Annotated in this window: 12 protein-coding genes and 2 pseudogenes; 11 read left to right on the top strand and 3 right to left on the bottom strand. The window is 71.1% G+C overall.

Features of this window, described 5'->3' with window-relative positions; genetic code table 11:
* Positions 1–138: 138 nt before the first annotated feature.
* The 3 genes and pseudogenes from OH735_RS29890 to OH735_RS29880 all read left to right on the top strand — a co-directional run.
* Positions 139–1,152: an acetylxylan esterase gene (locus OH735_RS29890; protein ID WP_406384778.1), complete on the top strand. Its 1,014-nt coding sequence runs from the start codon at positions 139–141 to the stop codon at positions 1,150–1,152.
* Between the two features lie 30 nt (positions 1,153–1,182).
* Entirely contained in the window at positions 1,183–1,623 is a 441-nt protein-coding gene (locus OH735_RS29885; protein WP_406386796.1) for a laminin G domain-containing protein, read from the top strand.
* Positions 1,578–1,952 (top strand): annotated as a pseudogene (locus tag OH735_RS29880) (exo-alpha-sialidase); the annotation flags it as partial. The gene OH735_RS29885 and the pseudogene OH735_RS29880, both read left to right, overlap by 46 nt.
* Positions 1,953–1,970: 18 nt before the next feature.
* On the opposite strand, the gene OH735_RS29875 reads toward OH735_RS29880, so the two are convergent.
* A complete protein-coding gene (locus OH735_RS29875; protein WP_406384777.1) occupies positions 1,971–2,669 on the bottom strand; it encodes a FadR/GntR family transcriptional regulator in 699 nt (232 codons plus the stop codon).
* A gap of 153 nt (positions 2,670–2,822) precedes the next feature.
* Between OH735_RS29875 and OH735_RS29870 the strand changes: the two genes are divergently transcribed.
* From OH735_RS29870 to OH735_RS29850, 5 genes are all read left to right on the top strand, one after another.
* Positions 2,823–3,782 (top strand): dihydrodipicolinate synthase family protein, encoded by a 960-nt coding sequence (locus tag OH735_RS29870; protein WP_406384776.1) that lies wholly within the window; start codon positions 2,823–2,825, stop codon positions 3,780–3,782.
* Complete coding sequence (locus tag OH735_RS29865) at positions 3,779–4,759, top strand: ROK family protein (protein ID WP_406384775.1); 981 nt, start codon at positions 3,779–3,781, stop codon at positions 4,757–4,759. Before OH735_RS29870 ends, OH735_RS29865 begins: the two co-directional genes overlap by 4 nt.
* Entirely contained in the window at positions 4,756–5,436 is a 681-nt protein-coding gene (locus OH735_RS29860) for an N-acetylmannosamine-6-phosphate 2-epimerase (RefSeq protein WP_406384773.1), read from the top strand. Before OH735_RS29865 ends, OH735_RS29860 begins: the two co-directional genes overlap by 4 nt.
* Positions 5,437–5,499: 63 nt before the next feature.
* On the top strand, positions 5,500–6,969 hold the full coding sequence (locus OH735_RS29855; RefSeq protein WP_406384772.1) for a sialate:H+ symport family MFS transporter: 1,470 nt from the start codon (positions 5,500–5,502) through the stop codon (positions 6,967–6,969).
* A 241-nt stretch (positions 6,970–7,210) separates the two neighbouring features.
* A complete protein-coding gene (locus tag OH735_RS29850) occupies positions 7,211–7,603 on the top strand; it encodes a VOC family protein (protein WP_406384770.1) in 393 nt (130 codons plus the stop codon).
* On the opposite strand, the pseudogene OH735_RS29845 reads toward OH735_RS29850, so the two are convergent.
* Positions 7,543–8,318 (bottom strand): annotated as a pseudogene (locus OH735_RS29845) (DUF6597 domain-containing transcriptional factor). The gene OH735_RS29850 and the pseudogene OH735_RS29845 sit on opposite strands and share 61 nt — an antisense overlap.
* Positions 8,319–8,411: 93 nt before the next feature.
* On the opposite strand from OH735_RS29845, the gene OH735_RS29840 reads away from it, so the two are divergent.
* A complete protein-coding gene (locus OH735_RS29840) occupies positions 8,412–8,852 on the top strand; it encodes a CU044_2847 family protein (protein WP_406384769.1) in 441 nt (146 codons plus the stop codon).
* 67 nt (positions 8,853–8,919) lie between these two features.
* Here OH735_RS29840 and OH735_RS29835 read toward each other — a convergent pair whose 3' ends face one another.
* Positions 8,920–10,176 (bottom strand): YihY/virulence factor BrkB family protein, encoded by a 1,257-nt coding sequence (locus tag OH735_RS29835; RefSeq protein WP_406384767.1) that lies wholly within the window; start codon positions 10,174–10,176, stop codon positions 8,920–8,922.
* A 17-nt stretch (positions 10,177–10,193) separates the two neighbouring features.
* Between OH735_RS29835 and OH735_RS29830 the strand changes: the two genes are divergently transcribed.
* Both OH735_RS29830 and OH735_RS29825 read left to right on the top strand, forming a co-directional pair.
* A complete protein-coding gene (locus OH735_RS29830; RefSeq protein ID WP_406384766.1) occupies positions 10,194–11,831 on the top strand; it encodes an acyl-CoA dehydrogenase family protein in 1,638 nt (545 codons plus the stop codon).
* Positions 11,832–12,166: 335 nt separating this feature from the next.
* The gene (locus OH735_RS29825; RefSeq protein WP_406384765.1) at positions 12,167–15,532 is read left to right on the top strand and encodes a PQQ-binding-like beta-propeller repeat protein; all 3,366 of its coding nucleotides are present in this window, start codon (positions 12,167–12,169) and stop codon (positions 15,530–15,532) included.
* Positions 15,533–15,545: the final 13 nt, after the last annotated feature.

Here is a 15,545-nt window from a genome sequence, read left to right as displayed (position 1 = left end):
CCGGGCCGGGCGGGACCCTTGACGGCCGCCGTGAGCGCTGCCTAGGGTCCGTGTGCCGATAGGACATCTGACGTCTTCTGTCCGGCCGCTCGGCATTCAGCATCCCAGCACCGCGGTTCCATCCAGGAGGGCACCTCCATGCCGTTGACGGACCTCTCACTCGCCGACTGTCGCGACTACCGGCCCGAATTGCCCGTTCCAGTCGGTTTCGACGCCTTCTGGTCGAGCACCTTGGGCGCGGCGCCCGCTGCCGACGGGCGCGGTCCGACGGAGAAGCCGGTGTTCACCCCGGTCGACACCGGGCTCGCCCAGATCCGTACGTACGATGTGACCGTGCCCGGCTTCGCCGGACGGCCGGTCCGCGGCTGGCTGCACCTGCCGACCGGGGCCACCGAACCGCTCGGCTGCGTCGTGGAGTTCCTGGGGTACGGGCGCGGACGTGGCCTCGCCCACGAGAACCTGCTCTGGGCGTCCGCCGGTCACGCACACCTGATCATGGACACCCGCGGTCAGGGCTGGTCGTCCGCGGAGGGCTCCACCGCCGATACGGACGCCGGCGCGGCAGGCACCGTACCCGGCTTCCTCACCCGTGGCATCGAGAGCCCCGAAACGTACTACTACCGAAGGGTGTTCACCGACGCGGTGCGCTGCGTCGAGGCCGTGCGCGCCCATCCCGAGGTCGACCCCGACCGGATCGTCGTCACCGGGGTCAGCCAGGGCGGCGGCATCGCCCTGGCGGTGTCGGGGCTCGTGCCGGGGCTGGCCGGGGTGATGCCGGATGTGCCGTTCCTCTGCAACTTCCGGCGTGCCGCGGAGATTTCGGGCCGACCGCCGTACACCGAGATAGCCGAATACCTGAAGCTCCACCGCGACCGCACCGAGACGGTGTTCACCACCCTGTCGCATTTCGACGCCGCACTGCTCGCCACCCGCGCCACCGCTCCCGCGCTGTTCTCGATCGCGATGATGGACGAGATCTGCCCGCCCTCCACCTGCTTCACCGCCTACAACCACTACGCGGGCCCCAAGGACGTACGGGTCTACGAGTTCAACGGGCACGAGGGCGGCGCAGCGTATCAGCAGCGGGAGCAACTGGCCTGGGTGCGTTCCCTGTTCGCCGGCCCGCCGTCGGGGCGGGCCGGTCACTCCTGACTGGAGGCACCTTCCGTGCGCAGACGATCCATGCTTCTTGCCGCCGGCGCGGCAGCCCTGAGCACCCCGCTCGGCGGCCGCGCCTTCGCCGCCGCTCCACGGAGCGGCCCCCGCCTGGACCACGACACCCCCGTGGACCTGGACGGCAGCCAGTACGTCGACCTGTCGAACCGGGTCCGCGCACTCGCCCCGCTCACCGCGGGGACCATCGTGGTCACCTTCCGCACCACCAGTCACAACGAGGCGATGACCCTGCTCAGCGCCTCGGACCCGACCGCCCCCTCCTCCAACATCACCCTGAACCTGAGCGGCGGCGCCCTGCAGTTCTCCGTGCGCGAGAAGGGCGCGGTGCTGATCAATGTCATGACCCGGACACGTTACGACGACGGTCAGCGCCATACCGTCGCCGTCACCGTCGACGGCTCGGGCACCTCTCCATCGTGTTGCGGCGCAGCACGGACGGAGGTGTGACGTGGCAGCCGCAGCATGTGGTCCGCAAGGACGCCGCCCCCAAGGGCTACGGCGACCCGAGCCTGCTCGTCGACCGCACCACCGGCCGGATCTTCCTCTTCTACCCGGCCGGGGTGAACCAGGGCTTCTTCGGCTCGGGCACCGGCCATGACGAGATCGACCCGAACATCCTCCAGGCCGACTACAGCTACTCCGACGACGACGGGCTGACCTGGACCCATCGCCGTATCACCAAGCAGATCAAGAACCCTGCCTGGGCGGGCATGTTCGCCGCCTCCGGCGAGGGCATCCAACTGCACCACGGGGCGTACGAGGGCCGGCTGATCCAGCCCCGGGGCCGGTGACGGTCACTGGGCCGGTGACGGTTCGAGGCGGGTGCGGATGCCGTCGAAGTGGGTGCGCATGGCGCGTACCGCGCGTTCGGCGTCGGCCGCCGCGACCGCGGCGACGATCTCGCGGTGCTGGGCACAGGTGGTCGCCGGGTCCTGGTGACCGTCGTCGAGGTCTTCGCGCACCCGGTCCATGGCCGCCCAGAAGGCGTCCAGCACCTCGCTGAGCAGGTGATTGTCGAGTGAGGCGTAGAGCGCGAGGTGGAAGGCGCGGTCGGTGCCGCGGGCCACCCGGCCGTCACGGCGCGCCTCCGCCTCCATCGTCGCCACGAGGCCGCGCAGCACGTCGAGATCCTCGTCGGGGATACCGGCCGTGACGGCGCCTACCAGGCCCGTCTCCAGCGCCTCGCGCACCTTCATCAGCTCGAAGAGGCCCGGCTCGCCCTGCCGGTGACGGACGGCGGCCCGGAAGGCGAGCCCCTCGGCGAAGGGCGACAGGGAGAGCGAACCGACGAAGGTGCCGAAGCCGCGGCGGATCTCCACGACATTGACGGCCTGGAGTGCCTTGAGGGCCTCGCGCACGGACACCCGGCCGACGCCGAAGAGCGCCATCAGTTCCGTCTCGGTGGGCAGCGCGTCGCCGGGGCCGAGTCCGCGTTCCAGGATCAGTTCCTTGAGTCGGCGCTCTATGTCCTGAGCCATGGTGGGGCGCGCCACTACGTCCTCCTGAGGTGCGATTGCCCCTTGACCGGTCACAGGGACATCTGTTTAAGGTGAGGCCAGACATAGGACATCTTACGTCTCATGTCCCGCTCCGTGCAGTCGCTTCGGGCCACGGATCGGTGCATCAACCAAGCTGGAGCCCTCACCATGCCTCTGACCGCACCCCTGCACGGCGTCGTCCCGCCGGTCTGCACCCCGCTCGACCCCCAGGGGGAGGTCGACACCGCATCCCTCGCCCGGCTCGTCGAGCACCTCATCGGCGGTGGTGTGCACGGGCTGTTCGCGCTCGGCTCCACCAGCGAGGTCGCGTACCTCACCGACGAACAGCGCGCCACGACGCTGGAGATGGTGGTCAACGTGACCGACGGCCGGGTGCCGGTGCTGGCCGGTGTCATCGACACCACCACCGCACGCGTGATCGAGCATGCCAGGTCCGCCGCCGAGCTGGGTGCGGACGCCCTGGTCGCGACCGCCCCGTTCTACACCCGCACCCACGGCAAGGAGATCGCCCAGCACTTCCGGCGGCTGCGCGCGGCGGTCGACCTGCCGCTGTTCGCGTACGACATCCCGGTCGCCGTGCACAGCAAGCTCTCCGCCGCACTGGTCCGGGAACTCGCCGAGGACGGCACGCTGGCCGGGCTCAAGGACAGCAGCGGCGACGAGGGCGGGCTGCGCCGGCTGCTCGTCGAACTGGGCGGCCGCGACGGCCGCAAGGAGGGCCCCGCGCCGCAGTTCAGCGTGCTCACGGGTTCCGAACTCACCGTGGACGCGGCCCTGTTGGCCGGGGTCGACGGTGTCGTGCCGGGCATCGGCAATGTCGACCCGGCCGGGTACGTCCGGCTGTACGACGCCGCGCGGGACGGGAACTGGGCGCTCGCCGCGAAGGAGCAGGAGCGGCTCGTCGAGCTGTTCGGCATGGTCGACGTCGGGCCGGAGGCGGACATGGGCCGCAGCTCCTCGGCGCTCGGCTCGTTCAAGGCGGCGCTCCAGCTGCTCGGCATCATCCAGTGCGGTGACACCGCGTTCCCGCAGATCCAGCTGAGTGCCGAGTCGGTCGCCCTGGTTGCCCAGCGCCTGCGCGCCGCCGGTCTGTCGCCGGTCCGATGAACTCCGCACCCCTGTACGCCGGCACCGGCGTCGCCGTGATCGGCCTCGATCTCGGCGGTACGAAGATCGCCGCCGCGCTCTTCGGCGCGGACGGCGCGGTCATGGCCAGGCACACCCGGCCCACCCCGGCCCGGGACGGCGCGCCGGCCGTGCTGGACGCGCTCGCCGAGGCCGCCGCCGCCGTCGATCCGGGACGGCTGGCCACGGCGATCGGCGTCGCCGCCGCCGGGGTCGTCGATCCCCGTACCGGCATGGTCACCAGTGCCACCGACGCCATCCGCGACTGGGCGGGCACCGCGCTGGGCACCGGCCTCGCGGACCGTACCGGGTCCCCGGTGGCCTGCGACAACGACGTACGGGCCACGGCCGGACCGGAACTGGCGGCGCTGAACGCCCCGGAGCCCGGTCGCGGGCCGACCGGCCACGGGTCGTTGCTGTTCGCGGCCATCGGTACGGGGGTGGGCGGCGCCATCGCCGTCGACGGGCGGATGCTGCACGGCGCCGCCGGTATCGCCGGGCATCTCGGCCATCTGCCCAGTCCCGAGGCGGCCGGGCTGCCCTGCACCTGCGGCGCCACCGGGCATCTGGAGGTCATCGCCTCCGGACCCGGCATCGCCGCCCACTACGAGCGGCTGACCGGCTCCCCCGTGGACCGGCTCGAAACCGTCGCCGCCCGCGCCGAGCAGGGCGACGCGGCCGCCGTCCGCGCCATCACCACCGGCGCGGCCGCCACCGGCCATGTGCTCGGCGGGCTCGCCAACGCCCTGGGACCGGACCGCGTCGTCGTCGGCGGCGGAGTGCCACGGATCGGCCCGCTGTACGGGGACGCGCTGGCCGCGGCCTTCACCGCGGAGCTGATGCCGCCGCTGCGCGGGCTCGTGCCCGAGCCACCGCTGTTCGGCGCCGACTCGGCCGTGCTCGGCGCCGCCGCCCTGACCACCACCCTTCCCCTCCACCACCCGGGAGCCCCTCGATGACCGCACAGGAACTGGCCAACTCCCTGCAGGGCAAGCTGATCGTGTCCTGTCAGGCGCCTCCCGGCGACCCGATGCGGGAGACCGGCACCCTCGTCCGGCTCGCGCGGTCTGCCGTCGCCGGTGGCGGCGCCGCGATCCGCGCCAATGAGCCGGAGGTCGTCGCCGCGATCGTCGCGGCCGTGGAGCTGCCGGTCATCGGTCTGTGGAAGGACGGTGACGTCGGCGTATACATCACCCCGACCGTCCGGCACGCGCTGGCCGTCGCCGAGGCCGGCGCCGTCGTCGTCGCCGCGGACGCCACCGACCGGCCGCGCCCCGACGGCTCCACCTTCGCCGAGCTGGTCGCAGCGGTCCACGCGACCGGCGCCCTGGTCATGGCCGATGTCTCCACGCTCGCCGAGGGCGTCACGGCGGCCGGGCAGGGCGCGGACTTCGTCTCCACCACCCTCTCCGGCTACGTGCCCGGCACGCCGAAGCAGACCGGCCCGGATCTAGACCTGGTCGCCGCGCTCTCCGCGGCGATCGATGTCCCCGTGGTCGCCGAAGGCCGTATCAACACCCCCGAGGACGCCGCCGAAGCCCTGGCCCGCGGCGCCCACAGTGTCGTCGTCGGCACGGCCATCACCGCCCCCACCGCCCTGACCGCCCGCTTCGTCGCAGGCCTGACCCGGCCCTGATCCTGCCCCACCACGCGGGCCGGCCGCTCAACGGCGAGCGCCGTCCCGCATCCTGGAGTCACCGTGCACACCACAACACCCCCCACGCTCCCCTGGCACCGCGAGGTGAGCGGTACCCAGTGGAAGTCGTTCCTGGCCGCCTGGATCGGCTATGCCCTCGACGGCTTCGACTTCGTGCTGATCACGCTCGTCCTCACCGAGATCAGTGACGACTTCGGCCTGAGCACGGTGCAGGCCGCCAGCCTGATCTCCGGTGCGTTCATCACCCGCTGGCTGGGCGGGGCGGTACTCGGCGCCCTCGGCGACCGGTACGGCCGCAAGTTCTCCATGGTCCTGAGCATCCTGCTGTACTCGCTCTCCACCTTCGCCTGCGGATTCGCCTGGAACTACCAGAGCCTGTTCGCCGCCCGGCTCGCCATCGGCATGGGCATGGCCGGTGAGTACAGCGCCAGCGCCACGTACGTCATGGAGAGCTGGCCGGCGAGGCTCCGCAGCCGGGCCAGTGGCTTCCTGATCTCCGGTTTCTCGGTCGGCTCGGTGCTCGCCGCGCAGGTCTACAGCTGGGTGGTGCCGTCGCTCGGCTGGCGGTGGATGTTCTACATCGGCCTGATCCCGATCGCCGTCGCGCTGTGGATGCGGCGCGCGCTGCCGGAGGCCGAGGAGTGGACGGAGACCGTCGCGGACAAGGGAGCCAAGCCCAATCCGTTCCGGCCGATGTTCGTGACGCGCGGCCGGGCCGTCGTCAACACCGTCCTGGTCGTCCTCGCCACCGTCTCGCTCTTTTTGGTCTTCACGCCGGGCGGTGCCGGAATGGTTCCGGTCCTCTCGGTGGTCGCCGGGCTCGCGCTCGCCGCGTTCGCGGTGCAGCTCGGCGGGAAGCGGGGCTGGGTGCTGTACCTGTCGATGATCGTGACGCTGTTCTTCGCGTTCCTGTACTCGTGGCCGATCCAGGCGCTGCTGCCCACGTATCTGAAGACCGAACTCGGCTACACCACCGACCAGGTCACCGACGTCCTGTACTTCGCGGGCTTCGGCACCATGGTCGGCTGCTGGACCGCGGGATTCCTCGGTGACCGGATCGGCGCGAAGAAGGCGTACGCGCTGACACTGCTGGCCTCGCTGGCCTTCGTGTACCCGGTCTTCGCCGTGCACGACAATCTGCTGCTGCTCGGGATTCTGCTCTTCCTGCTGCAGGCCACCAGCTTCGGCATCTCCGGGCTGCTGCCCCGCTACATCGGCGGGCACTTCCCGACCGAGAACCGCGGCGCCGCGTTGGGCTTCACGTACAACGTGGGAGCGCTCGGCGGCGCCGTGGCCCCGGTCCTCGGAGCGCATCTGGCGTCCGGGATGGACCTGGGTCGGGCGCTGGCGGTGCTGACCTTCGCGGGCACGGTGATCGTGGTGCTGCTGGTCGGGTTCGACGTACCGGCCAGGCTGAACCGGCTGACCGATCCGGACGCGGAACGGGACCACCTCGCGGTGCCCCTGGCGACGGAACGGGGCGAGGCCGCCCTCACGACGGCCTCCGGCTGACACACCGGGAACGCGTTCTCGTAACAGCCGACCGGGACCCGCGGGGCCCTGCGGGGGCCTGCGGGGGCCTGCCGGAGCCACGGACCCCGCAGGACCCGGCAGGTCCGAGCAGGACCCGGCAGGTCCGAGCAGGACCCGGCAGGTCCGAGCAGGACCCGGCAGGTCCGCCCGCGACTCGCGGATCACCGCCCATGTCCGTTTCGTACAAGACCCGCAGGGACGACCGGCCTACGGTCGGGGCATGACTCCACGCATGGACGCGATCAGCATCATCACCGCGGATCTGGCCGCTTCGCTCGCCTTCTACCACCGGCTCGGTCTCGACATCCCCGCCGACGCGGAATCCGCACCCCACGTCGAAGTGACGCTCCCGGGCGGGCAGCGTCTGCTCTGGGACACCGAGGAGGTCATCCGGTCGTTCGACCCGCAATGGACCGCGCGGCACGGCGGGGAACGCCTCGGGCTCGCCTTTCTCTGCGACAGCCCGGCCGAAGTGGACACGGTGTACGACGACCTGACGGGCGCCGGTTACCGGGGACATCTGAAGCCGTGGGACGCGGTGTGGGGGCAGCGTTACGCGGTGGTCCTCGACCCGGACGGCTGCGCGGTGTCGTTGTTCGCGGGCAACGGCTGAGGCCGGGACCCGGGCGTCACCGGGACGCCAGGTAGGCGGTCAGGGTGGTCCCGGCCAGGTCGCGCATCTCCCGGGCGAGATGGGCCTGGTCGGTGCAGCCCGCTTCGACCGCCGCCTCGGCGTACGGCGTTCCCGACCGGGCGAGGCCGAGCGCGCGCTGGAGCCGCAGGACCCGGGCGAGCGTCTTGGGCCCGTAGCCGAAGGCCGCGAGCGAACGGCGGTGCAGCTGGCGCGCGCCGAGGCCGACCGTCCACGCGGTGTCCGCGACGGACCGGCCGTGACCGAGCTGCGTCGCGACGGACCGCATCACAGGGTCCGGCGGTGCGGTGTCGGCCGCCCGCCGCAGGGCGATGGTCTCCAGTGCGGCGGCGGGATCGGGGGCTTCGGCGATCCGCTCGGTGAGTGCGCGGACCAGCGCGCCCGGCCACAGATCCGCGAGGGCGACCCGGCGGTCGCGCAGTTCGCGCGCGGGCACGCCGAGGAGCGCGGGGGCCGTGCCGGGCGCGAAACGGATCCCGGCGTACTGCCCGCCGGTCCCGACGGCCGACGTCCCGGCATGGGTGTCGGGACCCGCGACGAGCAGCCGTCCGTCGATCCAGAGCAGGTCCATGCAGCCGTCGGGCAGTACCGCGTGGACCGCTCCTTCCGGCACGCGCACGGTCCACACGGTCGCGCCGTCGAACCGCGACGCCCGCTCTTCGTACGTGTCGCCCATGCCCCACACGCTAACCTCGTCCCCGTCTCGTCGGAGAACTTCTCGTCGGAGACATCTCGTCGGAGAACGGATTCTGCTTCCCGGGGGCGGGCCATGACAGCACTGATGGAGTTCACCACCGACAGCGGTGCGACGGTGACGGTCGAGGTCGACCGTCATACGCCGGGTGCGCAACTGGTCGCGTTGGGCGACGACAACACCCTTGCCAGGGCAGGGCGTACGTTCGACAGCGCCCTCACCGGAATCCGTTCCGCCGCCGAGTCCGCGCTCGCCGTGTTCCGGGACGGCGCTCTCAAACCGGACGGTGTGGAGCTCGAATTCGGGGTGAAGATCACGGCGGAGGCCGGGGCCGTGATCGCCAAGAGCGCGGTCGAGGGTCACTTGGTGGTCAAGCTGTCCTGGTCCCCCGGCACGACACCGACGACACCGGCGACGCAAGCACCTCCGACGACTCCCGCTCCACCGGCGGCCGTCACCGTACCGGCGCCCACAACGCCACCCGCGGCGGCGCCGCCCGTGCCACCCGCCGGTTAGGGCCTCTCGTTCGGATCATGCCGGGCTCGGCCTGATCCAAACGAAAGAGCCTGGCCGAGGGCCGCTCTCAGCCCTCGGACGCGTTGTCCGGCTTCTCCACGTCCGGCTTCTCCACGTCCGGCCTGTCCGGGGACGGCTTGTCCGGGGACGGCTTGTCCGACTCCTTGTCGCGGCTCGGCTGCAGCCTGGACTTCACATCGTCCGGCGGCAGGAACCTCGACCACCGCTCCGGGAACTCGGACGGCATGTAGGGACTCTCGCCGACGTCGTCGTCCTCGTCGTCGTCCTCGTCGTCATCGCCGTAGTCCCCGTTCGCTGCCCTCTCCCGGCTCTCCGCCTGCGCCCGCGCGACGAGCTCCGCGGCCTGTGCCGCCCGTACCCGCTCATTCGCCGCACGCGCCGCGGCCGTCGCCAGCGAGGGCCACACCCGGTCGATGGCGGCATTGACCGCCGCGCCCACGAGCACCGCGAACGCGGAGATGCCGATCCACAGCAGGACGGCGATCGGGGCCGCCAACGAGCCGTAGATCGTCGGCCCCTCGACCGTACTGGTGAGGTAGATCCGCAGCAGGAAGCTGCCGAGCACCCACATCGCGAGCGCCACCAGCGCACCGGGCATGTCTTCGATCCAGGGCGAACGGACCGGTACGGAGACGTGGTAGAGCGTCGTCAGGAACGCGATCGACAGCAGGATCACCAGCGGCCAGTACAGGACGCTTATGAGCTCGGTGCCCCACGGGATGAACTCCACGACCCGGTCCGGGCCGACCACGAGCAGCGGCAGCACCACGGCGCCGAGCAGCAGCGCGATCACGTACAGCAGGAAGGAGAGCAGCCGCGTCTTGACGATGCCGCGCTGGCCGTCGAGGCCGTACATCACCGTGATCGTGTCGATGAAGACGTTGACCGCGCGGGAGCCGGACCAGAGCGCGATCGCGAAGCCGATGGAGATGACATCGGGCCGGGCGCCGGTGGTGACGTCCGCGAGGAGCGGTTTCGCGATATCGTTCACGCCCCGCTGGCTGAGCACCGTCTGGGCGGCGTTGAGGATGTTGCGCTCGATGGAGGCGACCGTGGTGGTGTCGGTCCACGCGTCGACGTATCCGAGCAGCCCGATCAGGCCGAGCAGCAGCGGGGGCAGGGACAGCAAGGTGAAGAACGCCGCCTCGGCCGCGAGTCCCAGAATGCGGTACTCCATGCACGAGTTGACGGTGTCCTTGAGCAACTGCCAGACCATCTGCCGCTTGGATACGTTGCGGTAGAGGACCCTGGCCCGGTGGAGCCGCCCCGATGGCCGCTCGGGTGTTTCATTTGCTGCCTGCACATCCTTACCGTAGCGGCATGGCAGCCACCACCCACACCGTGTTCAACCAGGTACCGCCGCTGGCCGGCTACGACGTCTTCGGCGCCGACCTCGCGCTCACCGAGGCGGTACGACGTCACATCTCACCCGAACTGCTATCCGAGGCCCGGGGCGGGCTCAGTGAGCTGGGCCGGGCCGCGGGCTCCGCGCAGGCGCAGGCGTGGGGAGCGCAGGCGAACGAGAATCCGCCCGTGCTGCGTACCCACGACCGGTACGGGAATCGCATCGACGAGGTGGAGTTCCACCCGGCCTGGCACCGACTGCTGGGGCATGCGGTCGGTGCGGGTCTCACCGACGCCTGGGGCAGGCCCGGCGGTCATGTGCGGCGGGCGGCCGGCTTCCTGGTGTGGACGCAGGCCGAGGCGGGGCACGGCTGCCCGCTGTCGATGACGCACGCGGCGGTGCCCGCGCTGCGGACCGATCCGGCGCTGGCCGCCGAGTGGGAGCCGCTGCTGACCTCTACGGTGTACGAGCAGGGGCTGCGGCCCGCCGCGCAGAAGGCCGGTGTGCTGTTCGGGATGGCCATGACGGAGAAGCAGGGCGGCACCGACGTACGGTCCAACACGACGCGGGCCGAGCCGCTGTCCGCGGCGGGCGAGTACCTGCTCGCCGGGCACAAGTGGTTCTGTTCGGCACCGATGTCCGACGGCTTCCTGGTGCTGGCGCAGGCGCCCGGCGGCCTGACGTGTTTCCTGCTGCCCCGGGTGCTGCCCGACGGCACCCGCAACCCGTTCGCGATTCAGCGGCTGAAGGACAAGCTGGGCAACCGGTCCAACGCGTCGAGCGAGGTCGAGTTCGACGGGACGTGGGCGCGCCGGCTCGGCGACGAGGGGCGCGGGGTGCGCACCATCATCGACATGGTGGCGGCGACGCGGCTGGACTGCGTGGTCGGTTCGGCGGCGCTGATGCGGCAGGCGGTGGCGCAGGCGATCCACCACTGCACCTACCGCAGCGCGTTCGGCGGGGTGCTGGTCGAGAAGCCGCTGATGCGCAATGTGCTGGCCGATCTGGCGCTGGAGTCGGAGGCGGCGACGGTGCTGGCGCTGCGGCTGGCCGCGGCGTACGACGCTGATACGGAGAGCGAGCGGGCCTTCCTGCGGATCGCGGTGCCGACGGCGAAGTACTGGGTGACGAAGCGGTGCGCGCCGCTGGTGGGCGAGGCGCTGGAGTGTCTCGGCGGCAACGGCTACGTCGAGGAGTCCGGGATGCCGCGGCTGCTGCGGGAGGCGCCGCTCAACTCGATCTGGGAGGGCTCGGGGAACGTACAGGCGCTGGATGTGCTGCGGGCGCTGCAGCGCGAACCGATGGCGCTGAACGCGTTCCTCCAGGAGATCGGCAGGGCGCGCGGAGCCGATCACCGGCTGGACAGGGCGGTCAAGGACATGCTGACGGAATTCGCGGATCTGACCGGGATCGAGGCGCGGGCCCGCAGGCTGGTCGAGCGGATGGCACTGGTGTTGCAGGGTTCGCTGCTGGTGCGCTGGGCGCCGCCGGAGGTCGCCGACGCGTTCTGCGCGTCAAGGCTGGGCGGGGACTGGGGCACGGCGTTCGGGACGTTGCCGCACAGCCTCGCTCTGGCCCCGGTGGTCGAACGGGCGCGGCCCGTCGAACGTTAGGGCCTCCCGTACGGCGACGGAGGGTGGCGCTTGCCCGCACAGCGACGGAGGGTGGTGCTGCGCCGACACGGCACCACCCTCCATGCTGTGCACATCGAGCGGCGGAACACAGCTCCGCCGTACCCGTCCGTCACTCTCGTACGGACCCGCACCGTTCCTGGGCGGCGACGCATATCACGAATGCGGTCCGTCCCAGGTGGGCGGAATCGATGACAGGTCTCGAACGCCCGCATGATCAAACTGCCCCGAACGGGACGCTGAACACTTCCGGGCGGCTTCGTGAAGTCGCTCAGGACCGATCGGTAACCGAACAGCGGATCACTATCGTCCGCTTTATGAAACCCATATCCAGAGCAGCCGGGCTCGCCCTCGCGCTGCTGTTTCTCGTGCTGGGCATCGGCGCCCAGGCTGCATCCGCGCATGTCACGCGGGAGCATGCGGAACTCGTGGTCGCGCCCGGTGACAACGTCACCAGCGGGCGCCTTATCGTGCACAACGCCGTAGTGGCTCCCGAGCAGGCCGGTGCTTGGGCGGCCGGGCTGCTCTCGGCCCCTTGCCCGGCCACCGGTTCCGGCGTGCCCGGCGACAACGGCGGTGTGCCCGGCGGCGTCGTCATCGAGCTCGCGTGGAGCTGCCAAGTCGACGCGCTCGACCTGAACCCGCTCATCGACAAGGGTGGACTGACCCAGGTCGTCGTCGAGTTCGACGGCACGGCGGTCGACGCCTCTGCCGCCACCCCGCTCGTCGACGTCCACGGCGCGCACGCCCTGCCGTCGTTCCCCTGGCGCACCGTCGCGCTCGTCACGGCCGCCGGTGTCGTACTGTTGCTCGCCGCCTGGCGACTGCCGTTCCTCGTACGCGGACCGCGCCGTACCCGGCGGCGCTGGCAACTGGCGACCACCGGAGCCGTCGCGCTGTCCTTCCTCGCGCCCCAGGCGGCCTTCGCCGACGACAGCGCGGATCCGGTCGACACCGTCACCGTCGAGGGCACCGTCTTCAAGGACCGCAACGGCAACGGCGAACGGGACAGGGGCGAGCAGCCCATGCCCGGCATCGACGTCACCGACGGCGCCGTGTGGACCACGACCGGCGGGGATGGTTCGTACAGCCTGCAGATCGACCCGAAGCGGCGTGAGACCGACCTTGTCGGCATCGTCTCGCCCGACGGCTACACGCCCGCGCTACGCAAGGACTACATCCCGCAGTTCTTCCACAAGGTCCCCGAGACCGGCGGCAGGGACGTCGACTTCGCGCTCGTACCCGACCGCAACGCCTCGAACCCCACCGAGAAGTGGGTCATGAACTCCGACCCCGAGGTCAGCAACACCTCCGACGCCCAGGCCCGGAGCGCCCTGCCCCAGTGGACCGGCCAGGTCCAGGCGATGTCCGAGGTCGACGGCGCGACGATGCAGATCGCGACCGGTGACCTCACCGTCACGGACTACGCCGCCGAGCCGCGCCGCCAGGGCGGGTACGACATGTTCAGCAAGGGCCTCGAGGAGGGGCGGCTCGGTCACCCCTTCTACCCGGTGATGGGCAACCACGACTTCGGCGGCACGGCGACATCGCAGGGATACGCCGGCAGCATGGAGTACTACCGCCGCAACCTCGCCCCGGAGTGGTACAGCTTCGACCGTAACGGCCGACACATCGTCGTCCTCGAGGACAACTACGACGCGAGCGGGCTGAAGCCGCAGCTGGAGTGGCTGCGCCAGGACCTCGCCCGGCACGCGGTCGGCAAGCAGGTGTTCGTCTTCGCCCACCGCTCTCTGTTCACCCAGTGGGGCCCGGGCGCCGGCATGCAGCCGACGATCGACGAGCTCGCCAAGTACGACGTACGGATGGTCGCCGCGGGTCACAACCAGCAGGCCGAGTTCCGGCGTGGCGCCTTCAAGCGATCCGTCGAGATCAACAACCAGGGCACGTACGGCATCGACGGTGCCCACCCCGACTACAAGGTGCTCGACTTCAGCGCCATCACGGACGATCCGCGCACGCCTGTCAACGAGGACACCGGCCATGTGACCGGCATTCACCGGCAGTTCGACATCGACGACGACGCCGCGCTGGTCAGCCCCGCTCAGGGCAGCGTGCACAGCGCCAAGGCCGCAGTGCCCGTCGAGGTGTACGCGGAGGACGACGGCCGCACGCCCGCCAAGGCGGTGCTGACCGTCCGCGACAGCCGAGGGCACTTGGTGAAGCGTCAGGAAGTGCGCTTCGGCAAGGAAGCGTCCCGCCCCGGCATCGAGAACTGTTACACCCCGCCCGGCGGCACGCCGGAGCCCTGCCCCGACGCACGCGGCGCCTGGACGCGGGCGAGCGGCACACTGAACGGGCTGCGGCCCGGCACGTACACCGCCGAGTCGGTCGCGTACGACACCCGGGGCAAGCAGTTCCCCGTCGTGAAGAACACCTTCGAGATCGTGCGCGACTCCGAGCTCGCGAAGCCCAGGACCGGGCAGGACTGGCTGCGGCAGGGCGGCGACGAGGCCGGGCGGTCGGCGAGCGGCGACGAGCCCGGCGCGAAGCTCGACCTCAAGTGGGCCCGCCACACCGGCGAGCAGTTCAACCTCAACGGCTCGGTGGTCGCGGACGGCAAGCTCATCGTCTCCTCCCGCGCCTTCGACTCGCCGTACAGCATGATGCTCGCGTACGACATCGCCTCCGGTCGTGAGCTGTGGCGTACGTACCTGGACGGCGACGCCGAGTCGGCGCCGACGCTTCACGGCGGCAAGGTCTATCTGACCACCGGAGTCGGCCGGATCTACGCCCTCGACGCCGCGAGCGGCCGCATCGTGTGGCAGTCGATCGACCGCGAGGAGACCCACGGGGACACCGTGCGCCGCTACGGCCGCGCCGGCGGACCGGTCAGCGTCTTCGCGCTCGCGGGCGCGGACCACCGCTCGGTCGCCGTATACCAGGACGCTTACACGGTCCGCTGCCGGGACGCCGAGACCGGCGGGAAGTTGCCCGGCGGCTTCGGCGCCGCGTTCTCCTGGGGACAGGCCCACAGCACGGTAATCCGCGAGCCCGGCTCCGACACCGCCTACCTGCACTCCATGTCGAGCAACACCGTCATCGCCATGGACCTCGCGACCTGCACCCAGCTGTGGGTGAAGGACACCGCGGGCGACATCGACAGCCACTCCTCACCCGTCCTGACCGACCCGGCCACGGGCGCGGCGAAGCTGGTTACGTTCACGACGTCCGGCGTCCGCGGGCACGACCCGAAGACGGGCGCGGTGACCTGGGAGTCCAAGCTGGGCGGCGGCAGCACCTGCGAGCCGGGGCGCGCCCCGCTCACCAGCCCGGCCGTGTGGGGCGACATCGCCTATGTCGCGGGCCGTGACGGTGTCGTACGCGCCTACGACACGAGCGCGACCGATCCGTCGAAGCCGGTGTGGGAGGCCAAGTCCGGCTATCTGGCGGGGGAGAGCCCGCTGGACGACAAGTGGCGGGTCGCCATGGGCTGTTCGGCCGGTGCCGGCTCGCCCACCATGCATCCGCTGGTGACGAAGTCCCATGTGTACGTCGGGACGTGGGACGGTCGCCTGCTCGTCCTGGACCGTGCGAACGGGACGCAGGTCGCCTCGTACGACCTCGGCGCGGGAGTGGCCTCGGCCCTCTCCGTGAGCGGTGACTGGGTCTTCGCCCTCACGGACGACGGCACGGTCCACGCGCTCGCCGCACGCCGGAAGTAGAAGGGAAGCACCA

It is taken from the genome of Streptomyces sp. NBC_01618 (assembly GCF_045209435.1).
In the GTDB taxonomy this organism is placed as follows: domain Bacteria; phylum Actinomycetota; class Actinomycetes; order Streptomycetales; family Streptomycetaceae; genus Streptomyces.
This window is presented reverse-complemented; position numbering and strand designations above follow the sequence as displayed.

Excerpts from the sequence above, each read along its gene's own strand:
- OH735_RS29850 (WP_406384770.1), top strand. The coding sequence starts at position 7,211 with ATGACTCCACGCATGGACGCGATCAGCATCATCACCGCGGATCTGGCC.
- OH735_RS29860 (WP_406384773.1), top strand. The coding sequence starts at position 4,756 with ATGACCGCACAGGAACTGGCCAACTCCCTGCAGGGCAAGCTGATCGTG.
- OH735_RS29885 (WP_406386796.1), top strand. The coding sequence starts at position 1,183 with ATGCTTCTTGCCGCCGGCGCGGCAGCCCTGAGCACCCCGCTCGGCGGC.
- OH735_RS29890 (WP_406384778.1), top strand. The coding sequence starts at position 139 with ATGCCGTTGACGGACCTCTCACTCGCCGACTGTCGCGACTACCGGCCC.
- OH735_RS29840 (WP_406384769.1), top strand. The coding sequence starts at position 8,412 with ATGACAGCACTGATGGAGTTCACCACCGACAGCGGTGCGACGGTGACG.
- OH735_RS29870 (WP_406384776.1), top strand. The coding sequence starts at position 2,823 with ATGCCTCTGACCGCACCCCTGCACGGCGTCGTCCCGCCGGTCTGCACC.
- OH735_RS29865 (WP_406384775.1), top strand. The coding sequence starts at position 3,779 with ATGAACTCCGCACCCCTGTACGCCGGCACCGGCGTCGCCGTGATCGGC.
- OH735_RS29825 (WP_406384765.1), top strand. The coding sequence starts at position 12,167 with ATGAAACCCATATCCAGAGCAGCCGGGCTCGCCCTCGCGCTGCTGTTT.
- OH735_RS29830 (WP_406384766.1), top strand. The coding sequence starts at position 10,194 with ATGGCAGCCACCACCCACACCGTGTTCAACCAGGTACCGCCGCTGGCC.